At 46.8% G+C, this 16,439-nt stretch carries 16 protein-coding genes; 1 reads left to right on the forward strand and 15 read right to left on the reverse strand.

Annotation, left to right across the window (positions count from 1 at the left end; translation table 11 throughout):
- Positions 1–550 precede the first annotated feature (550 nt).
- On the reverse strand, positions 551–769 hold the full coding sequence (locus BLV86_RS09220) for a FeoA family protein (RefSeq protein ID WP_330373105.1): 219 nt from the start codon (positions 767–769) through the stop codon (positions 551–553).
- A gap of 216 nt (positions 770–985) precedes the next feature.
- On the opposite strand from BLV86_RS09220, the gene BLV86_RS09225 reads away from it, so the two are divergent.
- On the forward strand, positions 986–1,429 hold the full coding sequence (locus BLV86_RS09225) for a metal-dependent transcriptional regulator (protein ID WP_090816454.1): 444 nt from the start codon (positions 986–988) through the stop codon (positions 1,427–1,429).
- 417 nt (positions 1,430–1,846) lie between these two features.
- Here the strand turns inward: BLV86_RS09225 and BLV86_RS09230 are convergent, their stop codons facing one another.
- The 14 genes from BLV86_RS09230 to BLV86_RS09295 form a co-directional block, all read right to left on the reverse strand.
- Positions 1,847–3,769, reverse strand: coding sequence for a heavy metal translocating P-type ATPase (locus BLV86_RS09230; protein ID WP_090816456.1), 1,923 nt, complete (start codon positions 3,767–3,769; stop codon positions 1,847–1,849).
- A 124-nt stretch (positions 3,770–3,893) separates the two neighbouring features.
- Entirely contained in the window at positions 3,894–4,109 is a 216-nt protein-coding gene (locus tag BLV86_RS09235; protein ID WP_029200727.1) for a cation transporter, read from the reverse strand.
- A gap of 41 nt (positions 4,110–4,150) precedes the next feature.
- Positions 4,151–4,483, reverse strand: coding sequence for an ArsR/SmtB family transcription factor (locus BLV86_RS09240; protein ID WP_044916586.1), 333 nt, complete (start codon positions 4,481–4,483; stop codon positions 4,151–4,153).
- Between the two features lie 162 nt (positions 4,484–4,645).
- Positions 4,646–6,427 carry a hypothetical protein gene (locus BLV86_RS09245; RefSeq protein WP_090816458.1) on the reverse strand — a complete coding sequence of 594 codons (1,782 nt, stop codon included), beginning with the start codon at positions 6,425–6,427 and terminating at the stop codon, positions 4,646–4,648.
- A 76-nt stretch (positions 6,428–6,503) separates the two neighbouring features.
- Positions 6,504–7,187 carry a tRNA (cytidine(34)-2'-O)-methyltransferase gene (locus BLV86_RS18770; RefSeq protein ID WP_330386220.1) on the reverse strand — a complete coding sequence of 228 codons (684 nt, stop codon included), beginning with the start codon at positions 7,185–7,187 and terminating at the stop codon, positions 6,504–6,506.
- 181 nt (positions 7,188–7,368) lie between these two features.
- Entirely contained in the window at positions 7,369–7,932 is a 564-nt protein-coding gene (locus BLV86_RS09255) for a Uma2 family endonuclease (protein ID WP_175456491.1), read from the reverse strand.
- A gap of 153 nt (positions 7,933–8,085) precedes the next feature.
- Complete coding sequence (locus BLV86_RS09260; RefSeq protein ID WP_090816460.1) at positions 8,086–8,337, reverse strand: DUF6472 family protein; 252 nt, start codon at positions 8,335–8,337, stop codon at positions 8,086–8,088.
- Positions 8,338–8,453: 116 nt separating this feature from the next.
- The gene (gene nth / locus BLV86_RS09265; RefSeq protein WP_090816462.1) at positions 8,454–9,167 is read right to left on the reverse strand and encodes an endonuclease III; all 714 of its coding nucleotides are present in this window, start codon (positions 9,165–9,167) and stop codon (positions 8,454–8,456) included.
- Positions 9,168–9,245: 78 nt separating this feature from the next.
- Positions 9,246–9,746, reverse strand: a complete 501-nt coding sequence (locus tag BLV86_RS09270; RefSeq protein WP_031551185.1) for a deoxycytidylate deaminase — start codon at positions 9,744–9,746, stop codon at positions 9,246–9,248.
- A gap of 112 nt (positions 9,747–9,858) precedes the next feature.
- Positions 9,859–10,974 carry an L-threonylcarbamoyladenylate synthase gene (locus BLV86_RS09275; RefSeq protein WP_090816464.1) on the reverse strand — a complete coding sequence of 372 codons (1,116 nt, stop codon included), beginning with the start codon at positions 10,972–10,974 and terminating at the stop codon, positions 9,859–9,861.
- A gap of 9 nt (positions 10,975–10,983) precedes the next feature.
- Positions 10,984–12,738 carry a glycosyl hydrolase family 18 protein gene (locus tag BLV86_RS09280; RefSeq protein WP_090816466.1) on the reverse strand — a complete coding sequence of 585 codons (1,755 nt, stop codon included), beginning with the start codon at positions 12,736–12,738 and terminating at the stop codon, positions 10,984–10,986.
- Positions 12,739–12,897: 159 nt separating this feature from the next.
- A complete protein-coding gene (gene prfA, locus BLV86_RS09285; protein ID WP_031551195.1) occupies positions 12,898–13,977 on the reverse strand; it encodes a peptide chain release factor 1 in 1,080 nt (359 codons plus the stop codon).
- A 127-nt stretch (positions 13,978–14,104) separates the two neighbouring features.
- A complete protein-coding gene (gene prmC, locus BLV86_RS09290; RefSeq protein ID WP_090816468.1) occupies positions 14,105–15,076 on the reverse strand; it encodes a peptide chain release factor N(5)-glutamine methyltransferase in 972 nt (323 codons plus the stop codon).
- A gap of 48 nt (positions 15,077–15,124) precedes the next feature.
- Entirely contained in the window at positions 15,125–16,342 is a 1,218-nt protein-coding gene (locus tag BLV86_RS09295) for a DUF1385 domain-containing protein (RefSeq protein ID WP_090816470.1), read from the reverse strand.
- Between the last annotated feature and the right edge of the window lie 97 nt (positions 16,343–16,439).

The raw sequence follows: 16,439 nt of genomic DNA on the forward strand, positions 1-16,439 counted from the left end.
CTCGTGAAATGCGACACAGAGTACCGCAACTTCTATCACTCCAAGTATAAAGAAGTGAACAGGCATCAACACAAACGTGCACTCGCATTAACTGCCCGTAAATTTGTGCGGTTAATCTTTCGACTGCTGAAAGATAATCGCCTATATCGAGCAGCGGAATAAGAACTTATTCCTGTTGCTAATACCACCTGCTTCAAAAAAGCTGAAATCGCAGGGTTTATTAAGGTTACCCTTTTTCCAGCAAATGATGCAGAAAATATATCAAAACATTATTATTTTTCACTTGACATCACACCGCTGGACTTTGAATCTATATGATAAAGTTAGTCATGATTACCTTTTGTTAGTATCCGCTAACCTGTATCGCGTAAAAAATGGCTACCTGACATTTGGAAAAACATATCTGACAAATGTCAAATAACCTGCTGATGCAATGATTTATTCATTCCGGCTATCGCTCTGATATCCGATCGTTTTATCAATCGACCCTTATCATTGATGCCATCTGATTTCTTAATTCCGGTTATCGCCTTGATATCCGATCGTTTGATCATTCAACCATTATTTTTGATGCCATCTGGCTTGTTATCCCGAGCCTGGTCTCTTTGATGTTGACGATGATGTTGCCGTCCCCGGTGTCTGAAATGACCTGAACCTCTTCCCCCGGCACAAATCCGAGATCCGCAAGATGCTGTTTCATGTCTTCTTTTCCGGTCACCCGCGCAATCAAATGTTTACCGCCTGCCCCGACCATGGATAATGGCAACATATAAACCTCCCTGTCAATTGACACACGCCAAATTATTTAAAAGATGGTGTGCATTTGATGATACTTCATCCCTGACACTTTACATTACTAAAATACATGTTAAAATTAGCATTGACTAACTCAAAAGTCAATAGTCACGACTAACTAAAGTTAGGTATTACTAATAGTAAAAATTATGTATTTTATAAAATTTTTATAAATTGAAAGGTGGTAACTATGAAAGCTTACGAAACCCACGAATCTTCCGAGAACTATCTGGAGAGTATCCTGATGCTTTCCATGGATCATAAGGTGGTTCGTTCCATTGATATAGCTAACATGCTGAGTTTTTCAAAGCCTTCGGTATCTGTAGCTATGAAACGTCTTCGTGAGGAAGGGATGATCCTTGTTGACGAAAACGGCTACATTACCCTAACCGATGCCGGCATGGCTATCGCCAAGGGAACTTACGAAAAGCATGTTGTCATAACAAATCTTCTTGTTGATATGGGTGTTAACGCCTACACCGCAGGTCAGGATGCCTGCCGCATCGAGCATGTGCTGAGCCCGGAGACATTCGCCCGCATCAAGGAGTACTACCTGAAGTCTCACCCGGAAGGAGTTCCGGAACTTGACACAATCCTAGAGTTTCAGCAGACGAAGCCGTTTTTCAATAAATGAACATAAAATATCATAGCCAATATGACTTAAAACATTTAATTCCCCGGGTGAGTCAAATATCATGGAGTGTTTCTATGACCGCACTTTAAATATCTTAAAATTGAGTCAACCATTTTAATGAAATAAATTGACCTACATTTCAGTAATAATCGATATGAGTCAATTCAAGCGCTAAGTTTTTTTGACCTCAATTTTCAGATATCTTCTAGTGAGTCAAACATCGATTTTTTACAGAATGATTCAAAATCTTATAATCCACAAACTGAGTCATATCTACAAACATAATGTATGACTACTGTTTTACTATTGCTCAAAATGAGTCAATTTATTGATTCTAAAATTAATTCAAATCAAAATGGACTGTAACACCGGAAATGTTTCTGGTGCTACAGTCCATTTTTTGAGTTTGATTTACCATTATTCTCTCTTCAAAAGTCGCATGGCGTTCAATATGCAAATAACCGAGACTCCGACGTCGCCGAAAACTGCGGCCCACATGTTGGCGATACCGAGGGCGCCGAGGATCAAAACCACCAGCTTTACGATGAGAGCAAAGGTAATGTTCTGCATCGCGATGCTCACGGTGCGGCGGGCGATGCGGATGGTTGTGGGTATGCGTCGCAGGTCATCGTCCATGATGACAACGTCCGCTGCGTCAATTGCTGCGTCGGATCCGATGGAGCCCATGGCGATTCCGATATCGGCTCTTGCAAGAACCGGAGCGTCATTGATTCCGTCTCCGATGAAGGCAAGTTCCGCCTTGCCGTCCTTGTGGCCCTTCAGATCCAGAGCCCCGATGAGTTCCTCAACCTTTGAAACCTTATCCTGAGGAAGCAGCTCCGCAAAGGTCCGGTCAACCCCCAGCTCTTTTCCGACTGCTTCTCCCACTTCTTTTCTGTCGCCGGTGAGCATGACAATGCTCTCGACTCCTGCACTCTTCATTTCTCTGATGGCTTCCCTTGCCTCAGGCTTCACTTCGTCTTTGATGAGTATGGCACCGAGATATCTGACACCCTCGCCTTCCGATACAGCAACATAGGAAACGGTTGCTGACGGGTCGTTGACCCCGGCATAAGTGACCCCAACGGAGTCCATGAGCTTATCGTTTCCGATGTAGATCTTTTTCCCCTCGGCGGTGGCCACAAGACCCCGGCCGGTGACATTATCAACATCTGTCACGAGATTGGTGTTTAATGTCAACCCCGGCAGTTCCTCGCTGAGTTCTTCGCGAATGGACTTCGCGATGGGGTGGTTACTCATGCCTTCGGCAAGGGCTGCTGCCTTCAGAACCTCGGCGCGGTCAACGCCTGCTGCCGTCTCGACGCCGGTAACCTTGAAGTTTCCTTTTGTGAGGGTTCCCGTTTTGTCGGAAACCACGGTGTTAAGCTTTGCGAGAAGCTCAAGGTAGTTGGAGCCCTTGATGAGGACTCCGTTTGCGCTGGCGGCTCCGATGCCTCCGAAGAAGGAAAGCGGAATGGAGATCACGAGGGCGCAGGGGCAGGACACAACCAGGAAGGTGCAGGCGCGGTAGAACCAGGTTGCGGGATCGTGGGTGATCAGTGACGGCAGCACCGCAAGGGCAATGGCGGAGTACACCACGATGGGGGTGTAAACCCGCGCGAATCTGGTGATGAAATTCTCGGTTTTTGACTTCTTTTCGGAAGCATTCTCAACCAGCTCCAGGATTTTCGTAACCGTGGAATCCTCGAAGGCTTTTGTCGCCCTAACCTTCAGAAGGCCGTCGCCGTTGATGCAGCCGGATATAATCTGGTCGCCTTTTCTCACACTTCGTGGCACGGGTTCACCCGTCAATGCCGCGGTATTCACAAGTGACTCTCCGCTCAGCACTTCGCCGTCCACCGGTATCTTGTCGCCGGCCCTGATGATGAGAACATCCCCGACTTCAACCTCGTCCGGGTCGATAGTCTCGACAGTTCCGTCTTCCCGCTCCACGTGAGCCTCCTCCGGAACTATCTCCATAAGATGGGAAATGCTTCTTCTGGACTTTCCTACTGCATACTTCTGGAACCACTCGCCCACCTGATAGAAAACCATAACTGCTACGGCTTCGGAATTTTCTCCTGTGACAAATGCTCCCGCCGTGGCGATAGTCATGAGCAGGGACTCATCCATGGGCTGCCGGTTTTTGATTCCGAGAAGCGCTTTCTTCACAACCGGATAGCCGCTCATGAGATATGGGATGAGGTAAAGAATGAAGCTGTACAGCTTGTTCTCAAAAATCACCTGGCAAAGGCCGGTCTTGTCAACTATCAGCATCAGGAAAAACACCGCGATGCCGGCGAGGATTTTATTCAGTTCCTTTTTCAGTTTCTTTTCCATAGGTCAGTAATTCCTCTACTGTCACTCTTCTGTATGTCTTATTGATGACTAAGATCATCGATATAAATCAACCACCGGAGACGGTTCTGAAAGAATCATCTCCGGTGGTTTGCTCAATATTTCGTCAGATCTCAACAGAAAAATCCGGCTCGATCTTCTTTCCTGTCTCGATGGCAAGCTTCAGAATGTCATCGAACTTCTCATCATCGGCATCGAGAGTAAACTTCTGCATGACAAAGTTAACCTTTGCATCATTAACACCCTCAAGCTTCTTTACTGCTTCCTCAACCTTTGCCGCACAGTTTGCACAATCGATTTCACACTTGAATTTCTTCTTCATAACATGTCTCCGTTTCTTTAATTTATATCACATCCTGTTTTTTAATCTTCTTCTATATGCTCTTTGCCCATTGCAATAATCATCTTCACGTGGTCATCCGCCAGGCTGTAATACATCGCTTTTCCGTCTCGTCTCGACTTGATAAGCTTGCTGGTCTTCAGAATCTTCAGCTGATGAGATATGGCGGACTGATTCATTTCGAGATCATCGCAGATTTCCGTAACATTCTTCTCTCCCTGAAAAAGCTCGTAAAGAATCTTTATGCGGGTGGAATCTCCGAAGATCTTGAAAAGCTCCGCCAGGTCGCTAAGCTCATCTTCCGAAACATTCTGTATAAAATGATTTATATTGTCACTACTGTAATCTCCGGACATTTACACCTCTTTCCTTTACACGCTGCCTCAGCTACAAATGAGCAATTTTCAAATGAATCATTATTCATATGAATATATTATCATATGTTTTGCTTTTGTCAATATATCTTTCGGCAACAAAAAAACTGCCACCGGATTTAATGATCTGATGGCAGTGACTTATTATTTATTTGTCATCCAGCAATCCTCCTCCGCGTCATACCGGAGACTGCCGTATGAGACATTTTCACACGTGGTGCCGTCGGTGCCAATGCTGTATTCCGCGTGCTCATACTCTATACGGTTCTTGTTCGGAACCGAGAAGTTGTAACCCTCCTCCTCGAACAGCATAACCTCACCCTCATCCTTCGAGAACCTGAAAATGATACCCGTGCTTTCGGTGCCGGTGGTGCGGCCGGTAGTACCGTAGGCGTCTATCATATACGGCGTACGGCCATTGTTGACAACGGAACCCATCTGGTAGTCCGGCATAATGGTATCCCGCCAGTACATGGTGGCAGCCAACTGGATGCCCCTGTCCGTTTCGATACGATAGAGCCTGAGTCCCGTCATGACCGGTGCCGAAAAATCATAAAACTTATAAGTCTCGTAGCCATCCGTGAACCACCACTCCGCATGATAGTTGTAGCCGTTATCGAAGAAAGCATCGGCTCCCTCCTCCTTATCGTCGGGAGCATTGGTCTTCCCTTCTTCCGCCTCAAAATGATCATATGACACGGTCATGACCACCATGTCCTTGGAACCGTCGCCATTGAAATCATCGTAAATATAATCCATGACTGCATCAGGGGTAAATTCATATACGGCCTCCACCAGATCCCGGGGAGTGTACTCCTTCGCCTTATCGGGATAGTCCTGCGGATTCCTCTCGATAACATCATTCCGCTTGCCCGAATTGTTGGCCTCAATTCTCATTGCCTTTCGGTACTCGTAAATCTCGCCGATCCGTTCGTAGTAGTCCGTAAGCACCGTCATGGGATAGACAGCCTCGCCATAAGAAATCCAGAAATCCGTGACTCTTGCAACCTCGGAATCATTGGCCGGCTTTCCGTCAATCTCCCGGAGACCGATATCCTTAACTTTTCCGAACTCACCGTCGGCATCAAACCCGTAAATTCTGTGTTTACTAATGCCGTCGTGGGCAACAACATACTCTTCGCCCCCATTCAGGGTTTCCGTGGAAACCGAATAGACCATCGGGTTTCCGTTGCCGCCCATAACATCGTCAACATAGTTCACCAGCTCTTCATTTTTGTAACCATACACCCTGAAGTGATACTTCTCCTCCTTGGGATCAAGATACCCCACCAGCATCTCATCCAGTCCGTCACGATTAAAATCAATGAGCTTTATAAGCCCGATTCCCGTTATGTCATGGTACTTGTCAGCGTCCTGAGCATTGACATCGGAACTCTTCACTCCGGTCTTCCCCAGCTTTTTCTCAAGCTTCAGGATCTCATTATAATAAGCGCCGTAGGCCTGACCCGTCATGCTGATGACTTCTCCGTTTTTGTCAACACTTCGGCCGTCGGGTGTGACAGTATCCTTAAGCATTTTTCCGTCTTCGTCCACGTAGTAAATGTCATCGATCCACTGGTCTGTCAGAGGTTCGTGATCCTCATCAAGATAGTACCACTCACCGTCTCGCTGTACCCATCCCGTATCCTTTTCGGGATCAATGTTTTCCTCCGGCTGCTCCGTTTCTTCGTTTATGAGATTCTCAATGGAGGCCGGCAGATCCAGCTCATCCACCGATTCTATGTCCTTCTGTTTTCTCAGATATTTTATCAGTAACTGAGAGTCACTAAGGTAAAATCCGGCGCCCACGATGACGAGAAGAAGAACGACAATCCCTGCAAGGATCTTGCCCTTCCCGGTCTTCTTACGCGGATTTTTGTCTTTAGGTTTTCTGTCGGGATTTTTCCCGTACAGGTTTTGCTGCATTCTTCATACTCCTCTTGATACGGTCTGAACAACACTTCAGACTCTTATTAAAGATTATCACACAAGGAAAAATATTTCACCAGTGCAGGTGGTGGAGCTCCCCTTCTCTATTCAGGTCCATGAAGTTATTCTGCCTGTAGGCTTCATAAAGTAGTATCGCCACAGAATTACTGAGGTTCAGTGACCTCATCTCTCCCCACATAGGGATGCGAATGCAGGCCTTAGGATGCTTCACCAGAATCTCCTCCGGAATCCCTGCAGACTCCTTTCCGAACATAATGTAGTCATTGGGACCGATCTTCGCATCGCTGTAAACAGTTCTGCCTTTGGTTGTTGCAAACCAGAGCTTCGGGGTTTCGATGACCTCTTTGCTCCAGCCGCTGTACTCGCAGGAGGCATTACCCTTTTCACAGCTGATGCACTCGCCGGAAGCATTACCCTCTTCACAGCTGATGCGCCCGCCGGAAGCATTACCCTCTGCGCGGCTACTGCGCTCGTTGGAAGCATTATTTTCTTCACTGAAGAAATCATCGGCAAAACAAATCTCCGGATGCTTCTCCAGAAAATCTTCATAATCCAGATACTCCGAAAGCTTCAGCTTCTCCCAGTAGTCCATACCGGCTCTCTTGATGTACTTGTCATTAAGCACAAATCCATAGGGTCTGATGAGATGAAGCGGCGTATTCGTCGCAACACAGGTTCTCCCTATAGCCCCGGTATTAAATGGTATTTCGGGTTCATGTAAAACTATATTCAGCATATATTATTCCTTATCTATTAACGCTTTTTAAGCCGTAATATCTTATCATCGGTTTCAACCTTATTGGCTCCGTTTTTGTATTATATACATATTTCAGCAAAACAAAAGACCTCGCAGAAGCGAAGCCTTTGGATGTTTAGTGAAGCCTCACACGACTAAAGTCACGAGAATGCGGCGGCAATTATTCAAAGATACGAGATAAATCTATCTCTAAATCCGGGTATGTATATACGGGTATTGCAGAAAGCGACGGAGAACAGTATAACTCCGGCATATAATCGTTATCCAACATGTGACGAGCTACGATCTTTTTCTGCAAATCCACTACCCAGTATTCCTCAACGCCAATTTGGGCATACACAGCCAATTTTGAAGAATAGTCATGTTTCCTTGTAGAAACTGATGTGACCTCCGCAATAAAACGTGGAGCTACGTGTATTCCATCATCTTTTATTCCTGACTTATCGCATACAACCATGACATCAGGAATAAAGAAATTGTTTTTGCTTTCACACAGCTCGTTGCAAAACAACCCTGCATTATCTGTGAAAACTTCACAGTCGCCATGTCTGCTTTCAATATGTTGTTCAAATGCCCGGCGAATTATGCTTATGACTCTTTGATGTGTTATAGTTGCCACATCCGTTATCACCAAATTACCTTCTATTAATTCAGCATGTTTATCCATGTTCACAACATCATCTACGGTGTATTTTTTAGAATCATCTCTGACAGCATTACTCATAATGTTCAATGCCTCCATTTAATTCTACTTTTTCTGTTTTCACATTAAGGAATCCTTCTTAATGTGTATTGTACCACACAAAAACAAGTCGCTGTGTGACATTTACGATGATTTTTATTGGTGATTCAGGCGTGAAAATAGATACTCACCGATTTATGCTTCACCGTCTGAAAGTTCATCGTGAAGGTCATCCACGAAACGCCCGTCATCACTGTAGCCGGGCAGATGACCTATGGACTGGTGTTTAACAGTTCTGTATTCGTCATTGGTATGCCAGTAAGGACAATGCCTATTCCTGCTGCCCCAGATGCGAGCTATATCATCCTCGTCCATATCCACGTCACAGACCCACTCATCATATTCATCATCATAAGTGTAATTTGAACACATCTCACATTCTGACATAGTTACTCCATTCTGTTTCTTTCAGCCGGTGGCATGAATAGTGCTGAAAAGTATTTTTCACATTATATATAACAGTTCAGTCGGTGGATAACTCGGCGGCACCTTCAGTCACTTTATTATTTCTTCTTTTTCTTTCCGCTTGTGACACCCGCTCTGGTGGCCTCAAGGATATCCTTTTTTCCGCAGCTCGGGCAAAGCTCCCTCGCGATGCAATTCCCGCAATCGGGGGATGCGGACTTACAGTAGTTTCTTCCGAGAGAGATGATGTGGGTGTTCCACCTTATCCAGTACTCCTCCGGAACGATTGCATTAAGCTGGTACTCCGTCTGCTCAGGATCCTTTGAATCCGCAAATCCCAGTCTGTTGGAAACTCTCTTCACATGAGTATCCACAACGATGGCGGGCTTGTTGTAAATGTGCCCGAGAATGAGATTCCCGGTTTTTCTGCCGACTCCCGGAAGGGTAGTGAGGTCTTCAATGTTATCCGGCACCGCTCCTCCGAAACGGCTCAGGAGTTCTCCCGCACAGGCCTTTATATTCTTTGCCTTGTTCTTGTAGAATCCCGTGGACTTTACATCCTGCTCCAGCTCCGAAAGGTCTGCTGCCGCAAATGCTTCCAGGTCCCGGTACTTCTTAAAAAGCTGCTCCGTCACCATATTGACTCTTTCATCGGTGCATTGGGCGCTGAGGATCGTGGCAAACAAAAGCTGCCAGGCATTATCACTCTTCAGAAATGCCGGCGGGTCGGAACCATAGGCGCTGTCCAGAATCTCCATCAGCTTCCGGACTCTCAAAACCCTCTCTTCGCTTTTTTCTCCCTTAACGAACATATTACCTCACTTAGCTCTAGACCACAGAATTGCATTAACTAATCGCATTCTTTCAGATTCTTCTGAACCGGCGCAAAATCACAGATCCAATGTCACCTTTCTTCCGGTTGGCTGATACTGATAATATCTCACTCCTGCTGCATCAAGCATTCTCTTGCTTGCTCTTGTGGCATCAGTATCCGCATATTTGTCTGAATAGTAGATGAGAGTCCTGATGCCGGCCTGGATAAGAGCCTTTGCACACTCATTGCAGGGGAATAATGTAACATACATTTTTGTCCCCTCCAGTGAACCTCCACGGTAGTTGAGAATAGCATTGAGCTCCGCATGAGTTGAGTAAAAATATTTTGCATTGTAAGGATCATCCACCGCATGGATCTTGGTCCAGGGAAAATCATCATCTGAGCATCCCTTTGGAAAACCGTTGTAACCCATGGAAAGGATCTTGTTGTCCTGACTTACTATGCAGGCTCCAACCTGAGTGTTGGGGTCCTTCGAACGGCGGGCAGACATCTCTGCCACTCCCATAAAATATTCGTCCCAGGTGATGTAGTCTCTTCTCTTGCCGCTGTCTTCCATCTCTTTATTTCTCCTCTCAACTCGAATTCTCAAACCATCTTCTATTAGCCTGATCCGATTCAACCATTCACCGGCCGAATCGATCAGGCTCCGTAGACTTCATGTAAAAAGTTCAGATTCCTTCATCCGCCAGTATCTCAGTCATCCCCGCCGCCTTCCGCATGCGGTTCATAAGTGCAAAGCCAACGCCTCTGTCGCTGTAGCTTTCCGCGTAGATCCGTTCTGCCTTATCATCGTCGAACTCTCTCAGCACTCTGAAAAGCTCATGAGTCATGGACAAAGGCTCGCTCCGGTGCCCCAGCACCTTGATATCAGCTTTCTTCCCGGAAACCTTCTCGTAGTATGCCAATGTCTCCTCGCAGCATATTATCCCGACCTTAAGTCCTGCTTCCACGTCCTTTTTCACAAGCTCATTGATGTAATCCGATACCTGCCTGTCAGCGAGAGCTCTCTCTTCCTCGCTTACCTCATAGTCCTTTTCTTTCAAAAGACCTGTGGTCACAAGCACCATCTTTGCATTGGGAGCATAATGTCTGTACTTCATGCCCGGAGCCTTTGGGTGTATACCCTCCTGCACTCCGCCTGCCACAATTGCGGGATCCACCTCAACGGTCTTACCGAGAACTTCTGAAAGATCCTCCACAGTAATTGCCCCCGGTCTCAGAAGTGTGGGAACCTCTCCCGTGAGATCCACTATAGTTGACTCAACTCCGATACCCACCGGCCCGTCGTCAAGGATCATATCGATGCGCCCGTTCAGATCGTGGAGAACGTGCTCCGCTTCAGTGGGACTTGGCTTTCCGGAAGTATTGGCACTGGGCCCCGCAATGGGAAGCCCCGAAGCCTTTATAAAGGAAAGGGTCAGCTTGTTTTCGGGACACCTGATAGCCACGGTGTTAAGCCCACCGGTTGTCTCCATTGGCACGATGTCCGCCTTCGGCATGATGATGGTGAGGGGTCCCGGCCAGAAGCTGTCCATAAGCTTCTTTGCATCCTCCGGAAATGCCGACACCAGCGGCTCCACCTCTTCTATACATGACACATGTACGATGAGAGGGTTGTCCGAAGGCCGCCCCTTCGCCTCATATATCTTCCGGCTTGCCTCAGGATCCAGAGCATTACCCCCGAGTCCATATACGGTTTCCGTCGGAAATGCCACCAGCCCGCCCCGTTTTATAATGTCCGCGGCCTGCTGAACACCCTCCATTCCTTTGACTATTGTTTCCATTGTTTTCCTCTATTGATTTATATTCACAATCTCCCAAATCTCGTTCGGCTCCTGGCCAAGCTTCCAGGCACCGACGCCTCCGCAGCCGGCTTCCTTGATGGCATCGATCTTCAGCTGCATTGACTGCCGATCCTCAAGCCATACCTTCTTGGTGATACCGTCCTCAACCACTTCGCCGTAATTCTGGCCGATGTCATCGCCTATCCAGCTAAGCTGTACGCCATGGTTCTGAACCCAGTCGAGAGCATCCGACATTCCGAGAGCATCGGAACTTGTCTCGCCTGCTTCATTGGTCATCCATATTCTCGTATAGAACGGAACAGCAATGATCACTCTGTCAGCCGGAACCATCTTTGTAGTCTCGGAAATACCATGATTAAGGTAGCCTATGGAGGAAACACTTCCCTCCTCGCTTCCGGCATAGTGCTCATCATAGCACATGATGAGCACGTAATCGATATGTTTTCCCAGCTCCTCAAGGTCATAGTAGCTGTTGTAATTGTAAGGAACATAACAGTCGGCAGAGAGAATTATTCCGGTCTTCCTGCATTCAACCGCAAGCTCCCTCATGAACTGAACATAGTCTCTGCCCAGCCTCTCCGGTATAAGCTCGAAGTCAATGTTTAGTCCGTCAATGCCTCCGGCCACCGCAGCATCCACAAGGTTTGAGATAAGCTTTTCCCTGATCTCTGTGCTCTTTAAGAATACTGATTCATCGATGTCGCCGCCGTCGAAGTTATTGACTGTAGCCCAGACCTGGTAGCCTCTTGCGTGAGCATTATCAACATAATCCTGGGTCCAGTAGTTGTCGAAGTCACCTTCGTCGGAGGTAAGAATAAACCAGGTGGGGGCAATGACATTCATTCCTGTGACGCCCTTCACCATGTCGTCGATGTAAGCATTGGCCGCAGTGGAAGTTATCTGGTGGAAACCAAGCACCACCTTTGAGCCATCATTTCTTGTGATATGAGTGTACACCGGAGCCTTAAACTCAGATTCCGGTGTTACCTCGGTTTTGTCGGAAAGATGATTGTTCCTGAGCCACCCGATGTAGCCATCTCTTGTCTGAACCTTGCTCCAGTTCTCCATAGCTTCAAGGAGCTTAACCTCATCCCCGGACTTAAGCGTCGTCAGCACCTCGGACTTGATTCCACCGAGAAGTCTCACGGATTCTTTGCCCTTGACCTTACAGGATTCGTATGGGTTCCAGTCATTGAAGATGAAGGCTCTCTTCACCTCGTCATCCAGGTGAGCGCTGTAGCGGATATTCGTATATTTCTGAACAAATTTAATGTTCAGGTACAGATCTTCTGTGGTATCTCCTATACGGACAAAGGCCGTCGAGCCGTCCTCCAGGGTATCCCCGAGACCGTATTTCTCAGTCCTGTCGGGTAATGTATAAAAGATTTCATTAACATCCTTTGCCCAGTAGAAGCCTCTGTTAAGCTCAGACATAACCCACTCATAGGGCAGGAAAAGTCCGCCGTTAATGGCTCTGGCCGTCACGGGCTTGTCTTCTTCATTAAACAGCTGCTCTTCGTTCAGGAACAATGCCACGTCATCGCCGCTGACATGGAAGTACGCTGCCTTATCCGCAAGAACCTTTGTGGGCGCAAACTTTTTCTCGTAAAAATAGTAGCCCACCAGTCCGAAGGCCAGAAGAATCAGTATAAACACAACCACAAAGGAAGTGCCTTTTTTCCCTCCCGCTTTTTTCTTTCTGGTCTCACGACGCTGCTTTAAACTTTTCAATTCTTTTGCCAAAATGATGTTCTCCCTGATCAATCTTTCACATAGACATCCGCCTATATGATTGCCCAAAGTAAATATACTCGTCTATAATTACGTTTCTTGTTCTAAATTCAGATGTGCATTAAACGTATTTGTTACCTGTTCTGAATTTAGAATGCTCATTCATCGGATTTAAATCACTTCATTGTTCAGTTCCTGAAGCTTCGCTGCCTGGTCCGCGGAAATGATTGGATCCAGAAGCTCATCCAGGTCACCGTTAAGCACCTTATCAATTGAATAGAGTGTGAGACCTATACGATGGTCTGTAACTCTTCCCTGCGGGAAATTGTAGGTTCTGATCTTCTCGGAACGGTCTCCGGTACCAACCTGTGAACGCTTTGCCTGAGCCGCTTCGCTCTGCTTTTTATTATACTCTATTTCATATAATCTGGCTCTCAGAAGGCGCATTGCCTTTTCACGGTTCTGAACCTGTGAACGCTCCTCCTGACACTCTGCCACCATACCTGTAGGCTCGTGAATGAGACGTACTGCGGATGAGGTTTTGTTGATGTGCTGTCCGCCGGCACCGGAGGATCTGAATACCTCCATCCTTACGTCAGCCGGATTGATCTCTACATCCACGTCCTCTGCCTCAGGCATAACCGAAACTGTGGCGGTGGAGGTGTGGATACGTCCGCCTGACTCGGTCACGGGAACACGCTGCACTCTGTGAACCCCGGCCTCATACTTAAGTCTTGAGTAAGCACCCTTTCCGGTGACAATAAATACAACTTCCTTCATGCCCCCGATGCCGGTTTCATTGGCAGAAACAAGCTCAGTGCGGTAGCCTCTCCGCTCCGAGTAGTTAAGGTACATGCGGTAAAGCTCGTAGGCAAAAAGAGCAGCCTCGTCTCCGCCGGCACCGCCTCTTATCTCGATAATGATATTCTTGTCATCATTTTCATCCTTCGGAAGGAGCAGGATCTGAAGCTCTTTTATAAGCTCCGGCTGGTCTGCCTTCGCCTGGGCAAGCTCCTCCTTCGCCATGTCCAGAAGATCCGGATCCTTCTCTGAGGAAAGAATCTCCAGAGCATCCTTCTCCGACTGAACTGCATCGCAGTACTTGTGGTAGGTGTTTACCAATGTCTCAAGATCGGAGCTCTCCTTCATGAGCTTAAGGTATTTTTCTGTGTCATTTACTATATCAGGCTCTGTCATAAAGCGCTGAATCTCTTCATAATGTCTCGATATGGACTCGAGACGGTCAAACATATCCATAATTTTTCCTCTTCTATTTCTAAACTGCTGCCGGGATTTTTAATCCTCATATATTCATCACCGCTGTAAAACTGCTTTGTTCAGCTGTTAATCTGAGTTTCCGGGGATAATCTCCGGATTTTCAGAGGTGACCTGTCACCACTCTGTCGTTTCCGCCGTAATCCTTTATGACCATGACATCCCGAAATCCGGCCGTTTTCAAAAGCTCTGCTACAACTTCTCCCTGGTCATAGCCAATCTCAAATGCCACATGTCCGCCCGGATTCAGATACTTCGGTGATTCCTCTGCCAGTATCCGGTAAAACCTGAGTCCGTCCTCTGTTCCGTCCAATGCTATCCTCGGCTCATATTCCCTGACCTCAGGCTCCAGAGTATCCACCACCTTTGAGGGGATGTAGGGAGGATTTGAGACGATCAAATCAAATCTGCCCTCTACCTCACTGAACATATCCGACCTGTACAGCTTGAACCGGCATTTTTCATCCTCTGTCAGAAGGCTTTCTTTGTTATATGTTGCGATTTTTAATGCTTCTTCCGAGATATCCACAGCCTCGACCCTGCTGAAATGCCCCGTTTTACATAGGGTTATGGCAATGCATCCCGTTCCGGTGCATAGATCCAGCAGCGCAGCGTCCTCTTTTTCCACAATCTGCTTCCCGGTTGTCAACCTGTCTACAAGATCTTTTCTCTCCCGGAGTTCAGCCGGGAGGTTGTCATATAATAGGCTTCCAAGCACCGTGTCGATCAGGGTTTCCGTATCGGCTCTCGGACAGAGCACATCCTTCGTGACCTTGAATTCAAAACCATAAAACCACGCTGATCCCAATATCTGCTGCAGTGGCTCCCTTCCTTCTCTTCTCGATAGATTCTCTTCGAAGGTCTCTGCCGCCTTTTTCAGTGCCCCCTCATCCTTAAAATACCGGGGGATAAGATCTGAAGGTTTATCCTCTGAGACAGAAAGATAATGTGATCCTTCAAGCTTAAAGGCATCCATAACAAGAGCCCGCGCATCAAAACGCGGGTCCGGAACATTTGCAGCCTTAAGTCTCTTTTCTGCCTCTGACAATATTTCTTTGAAAGTTTTATCAATCATATTTTTTCTTCCTTATAACCTTGTATCCAACAGTTACAGGAAGAATTGCTAATTTTCAGTGCCGGTAGCCGGAAGAGGCTCTGAGATCATCATGTCGTCTGTATTTGCATTAACATTATCCGGCTCATCCGCCTTGATTTCCCTTGCGCTCGTCACATTGTCATCTGAATTTACAGCATTCTCTGCATTATCCTCGGAAAATTCCGGTTCGAGGGTATCATTTGCAGAATCAGCCGTTTTATTTTCCGGGAATTCCAGTCCGAAGGTTTTCTTCTCGAATTCACGCCAGTCAAAAACCTTTTCAACTGCCGCTATGGCAACCTCGATCTCGCTGTTGTCCGGCTCGAAAGTAGTGAGTCCCTGCATCCACATGCCCGGAATGAAAAGTATCCGGGTCAAAGCATTATCATGAGTTCCCACTATGCGAAGTACCTCATAGCTGATGCCGGCGATCACCGGGATAAGCACCAGGCGGCTCGCAAGCTTTAACATGATATTGTCAAATCTTATGACCATGAAAAGCATGATGGAAATGAGCATTACATAAACAATGAAGCTGGTGCCGCATCTTTTATGCTCCTTGCTGGAGGCAGCAACATTTTCCACCGTCAGCGGAAGTCCGTGCTCCACACAGTTGATACACTTGTGCTCTGCTCCGTGATACTGGAAAGTTCTTCTGATATCCGGCATTCTGGAGACAAGCTTAATGTATATGACGAACAATATTACTCTGATGATGCCTTCCACAAGCCCGAGAAGTGCTTCGCTTGGAAGCATTGGCTTTAAAAAGCTCGCTATAAAAGCAGGAAAAACAACGAAGAGACCTATGGCAACTACAAAAGAAAAAAACATAACTATTCCGGAAAGTACCGGTTCCAGTTTCTCTCCAAATGTGTCATCCAGCCACTTCTCAAATTTGCTTGGTTCCTGATCTGCATCCTCAGGATCATCCTCTATAAATGTTGCGCTGTAGTTCAGGCACTTGGACCCCAGCACCATCGAGTCAATAAATGAAAAGATTCCTCTTATAAAAGGCGCTTTGCAGATAGCAAACCTGTCAGTCATGGAGATATAAGTATCTTCCATAACCTCGATGCTTCCATCCGGCTTACGAACCCCCACCGAGTATCTCTTTCCGTTTCTCATCATCATGCCCTCGAGAACAGCCTGACCGCCTATTCCACTGTAAACCTGTCCCCGGGCTTTAGCCACAGCCTCGCAAGGTGTAGCTTCTGCAGTTTCTGTATGTGTAGAAAAAAATGTCATAATAGTAACCTTTATAAAAATATGTTTATCATTAAGTGTATACGAAGTGAGCTATTTATTCAAGAAAAGAGGACGCATGCCGTAGCAAGCGTCCTCT

It is taken from the genome of Oribacterium sp. KHPX15 (genome assembly GCF_900107835.1).
GTDB lineage: Bacteria > Bacillota > Clostridia > Lachnospirales > Lachnospiraceae > Oribacterium.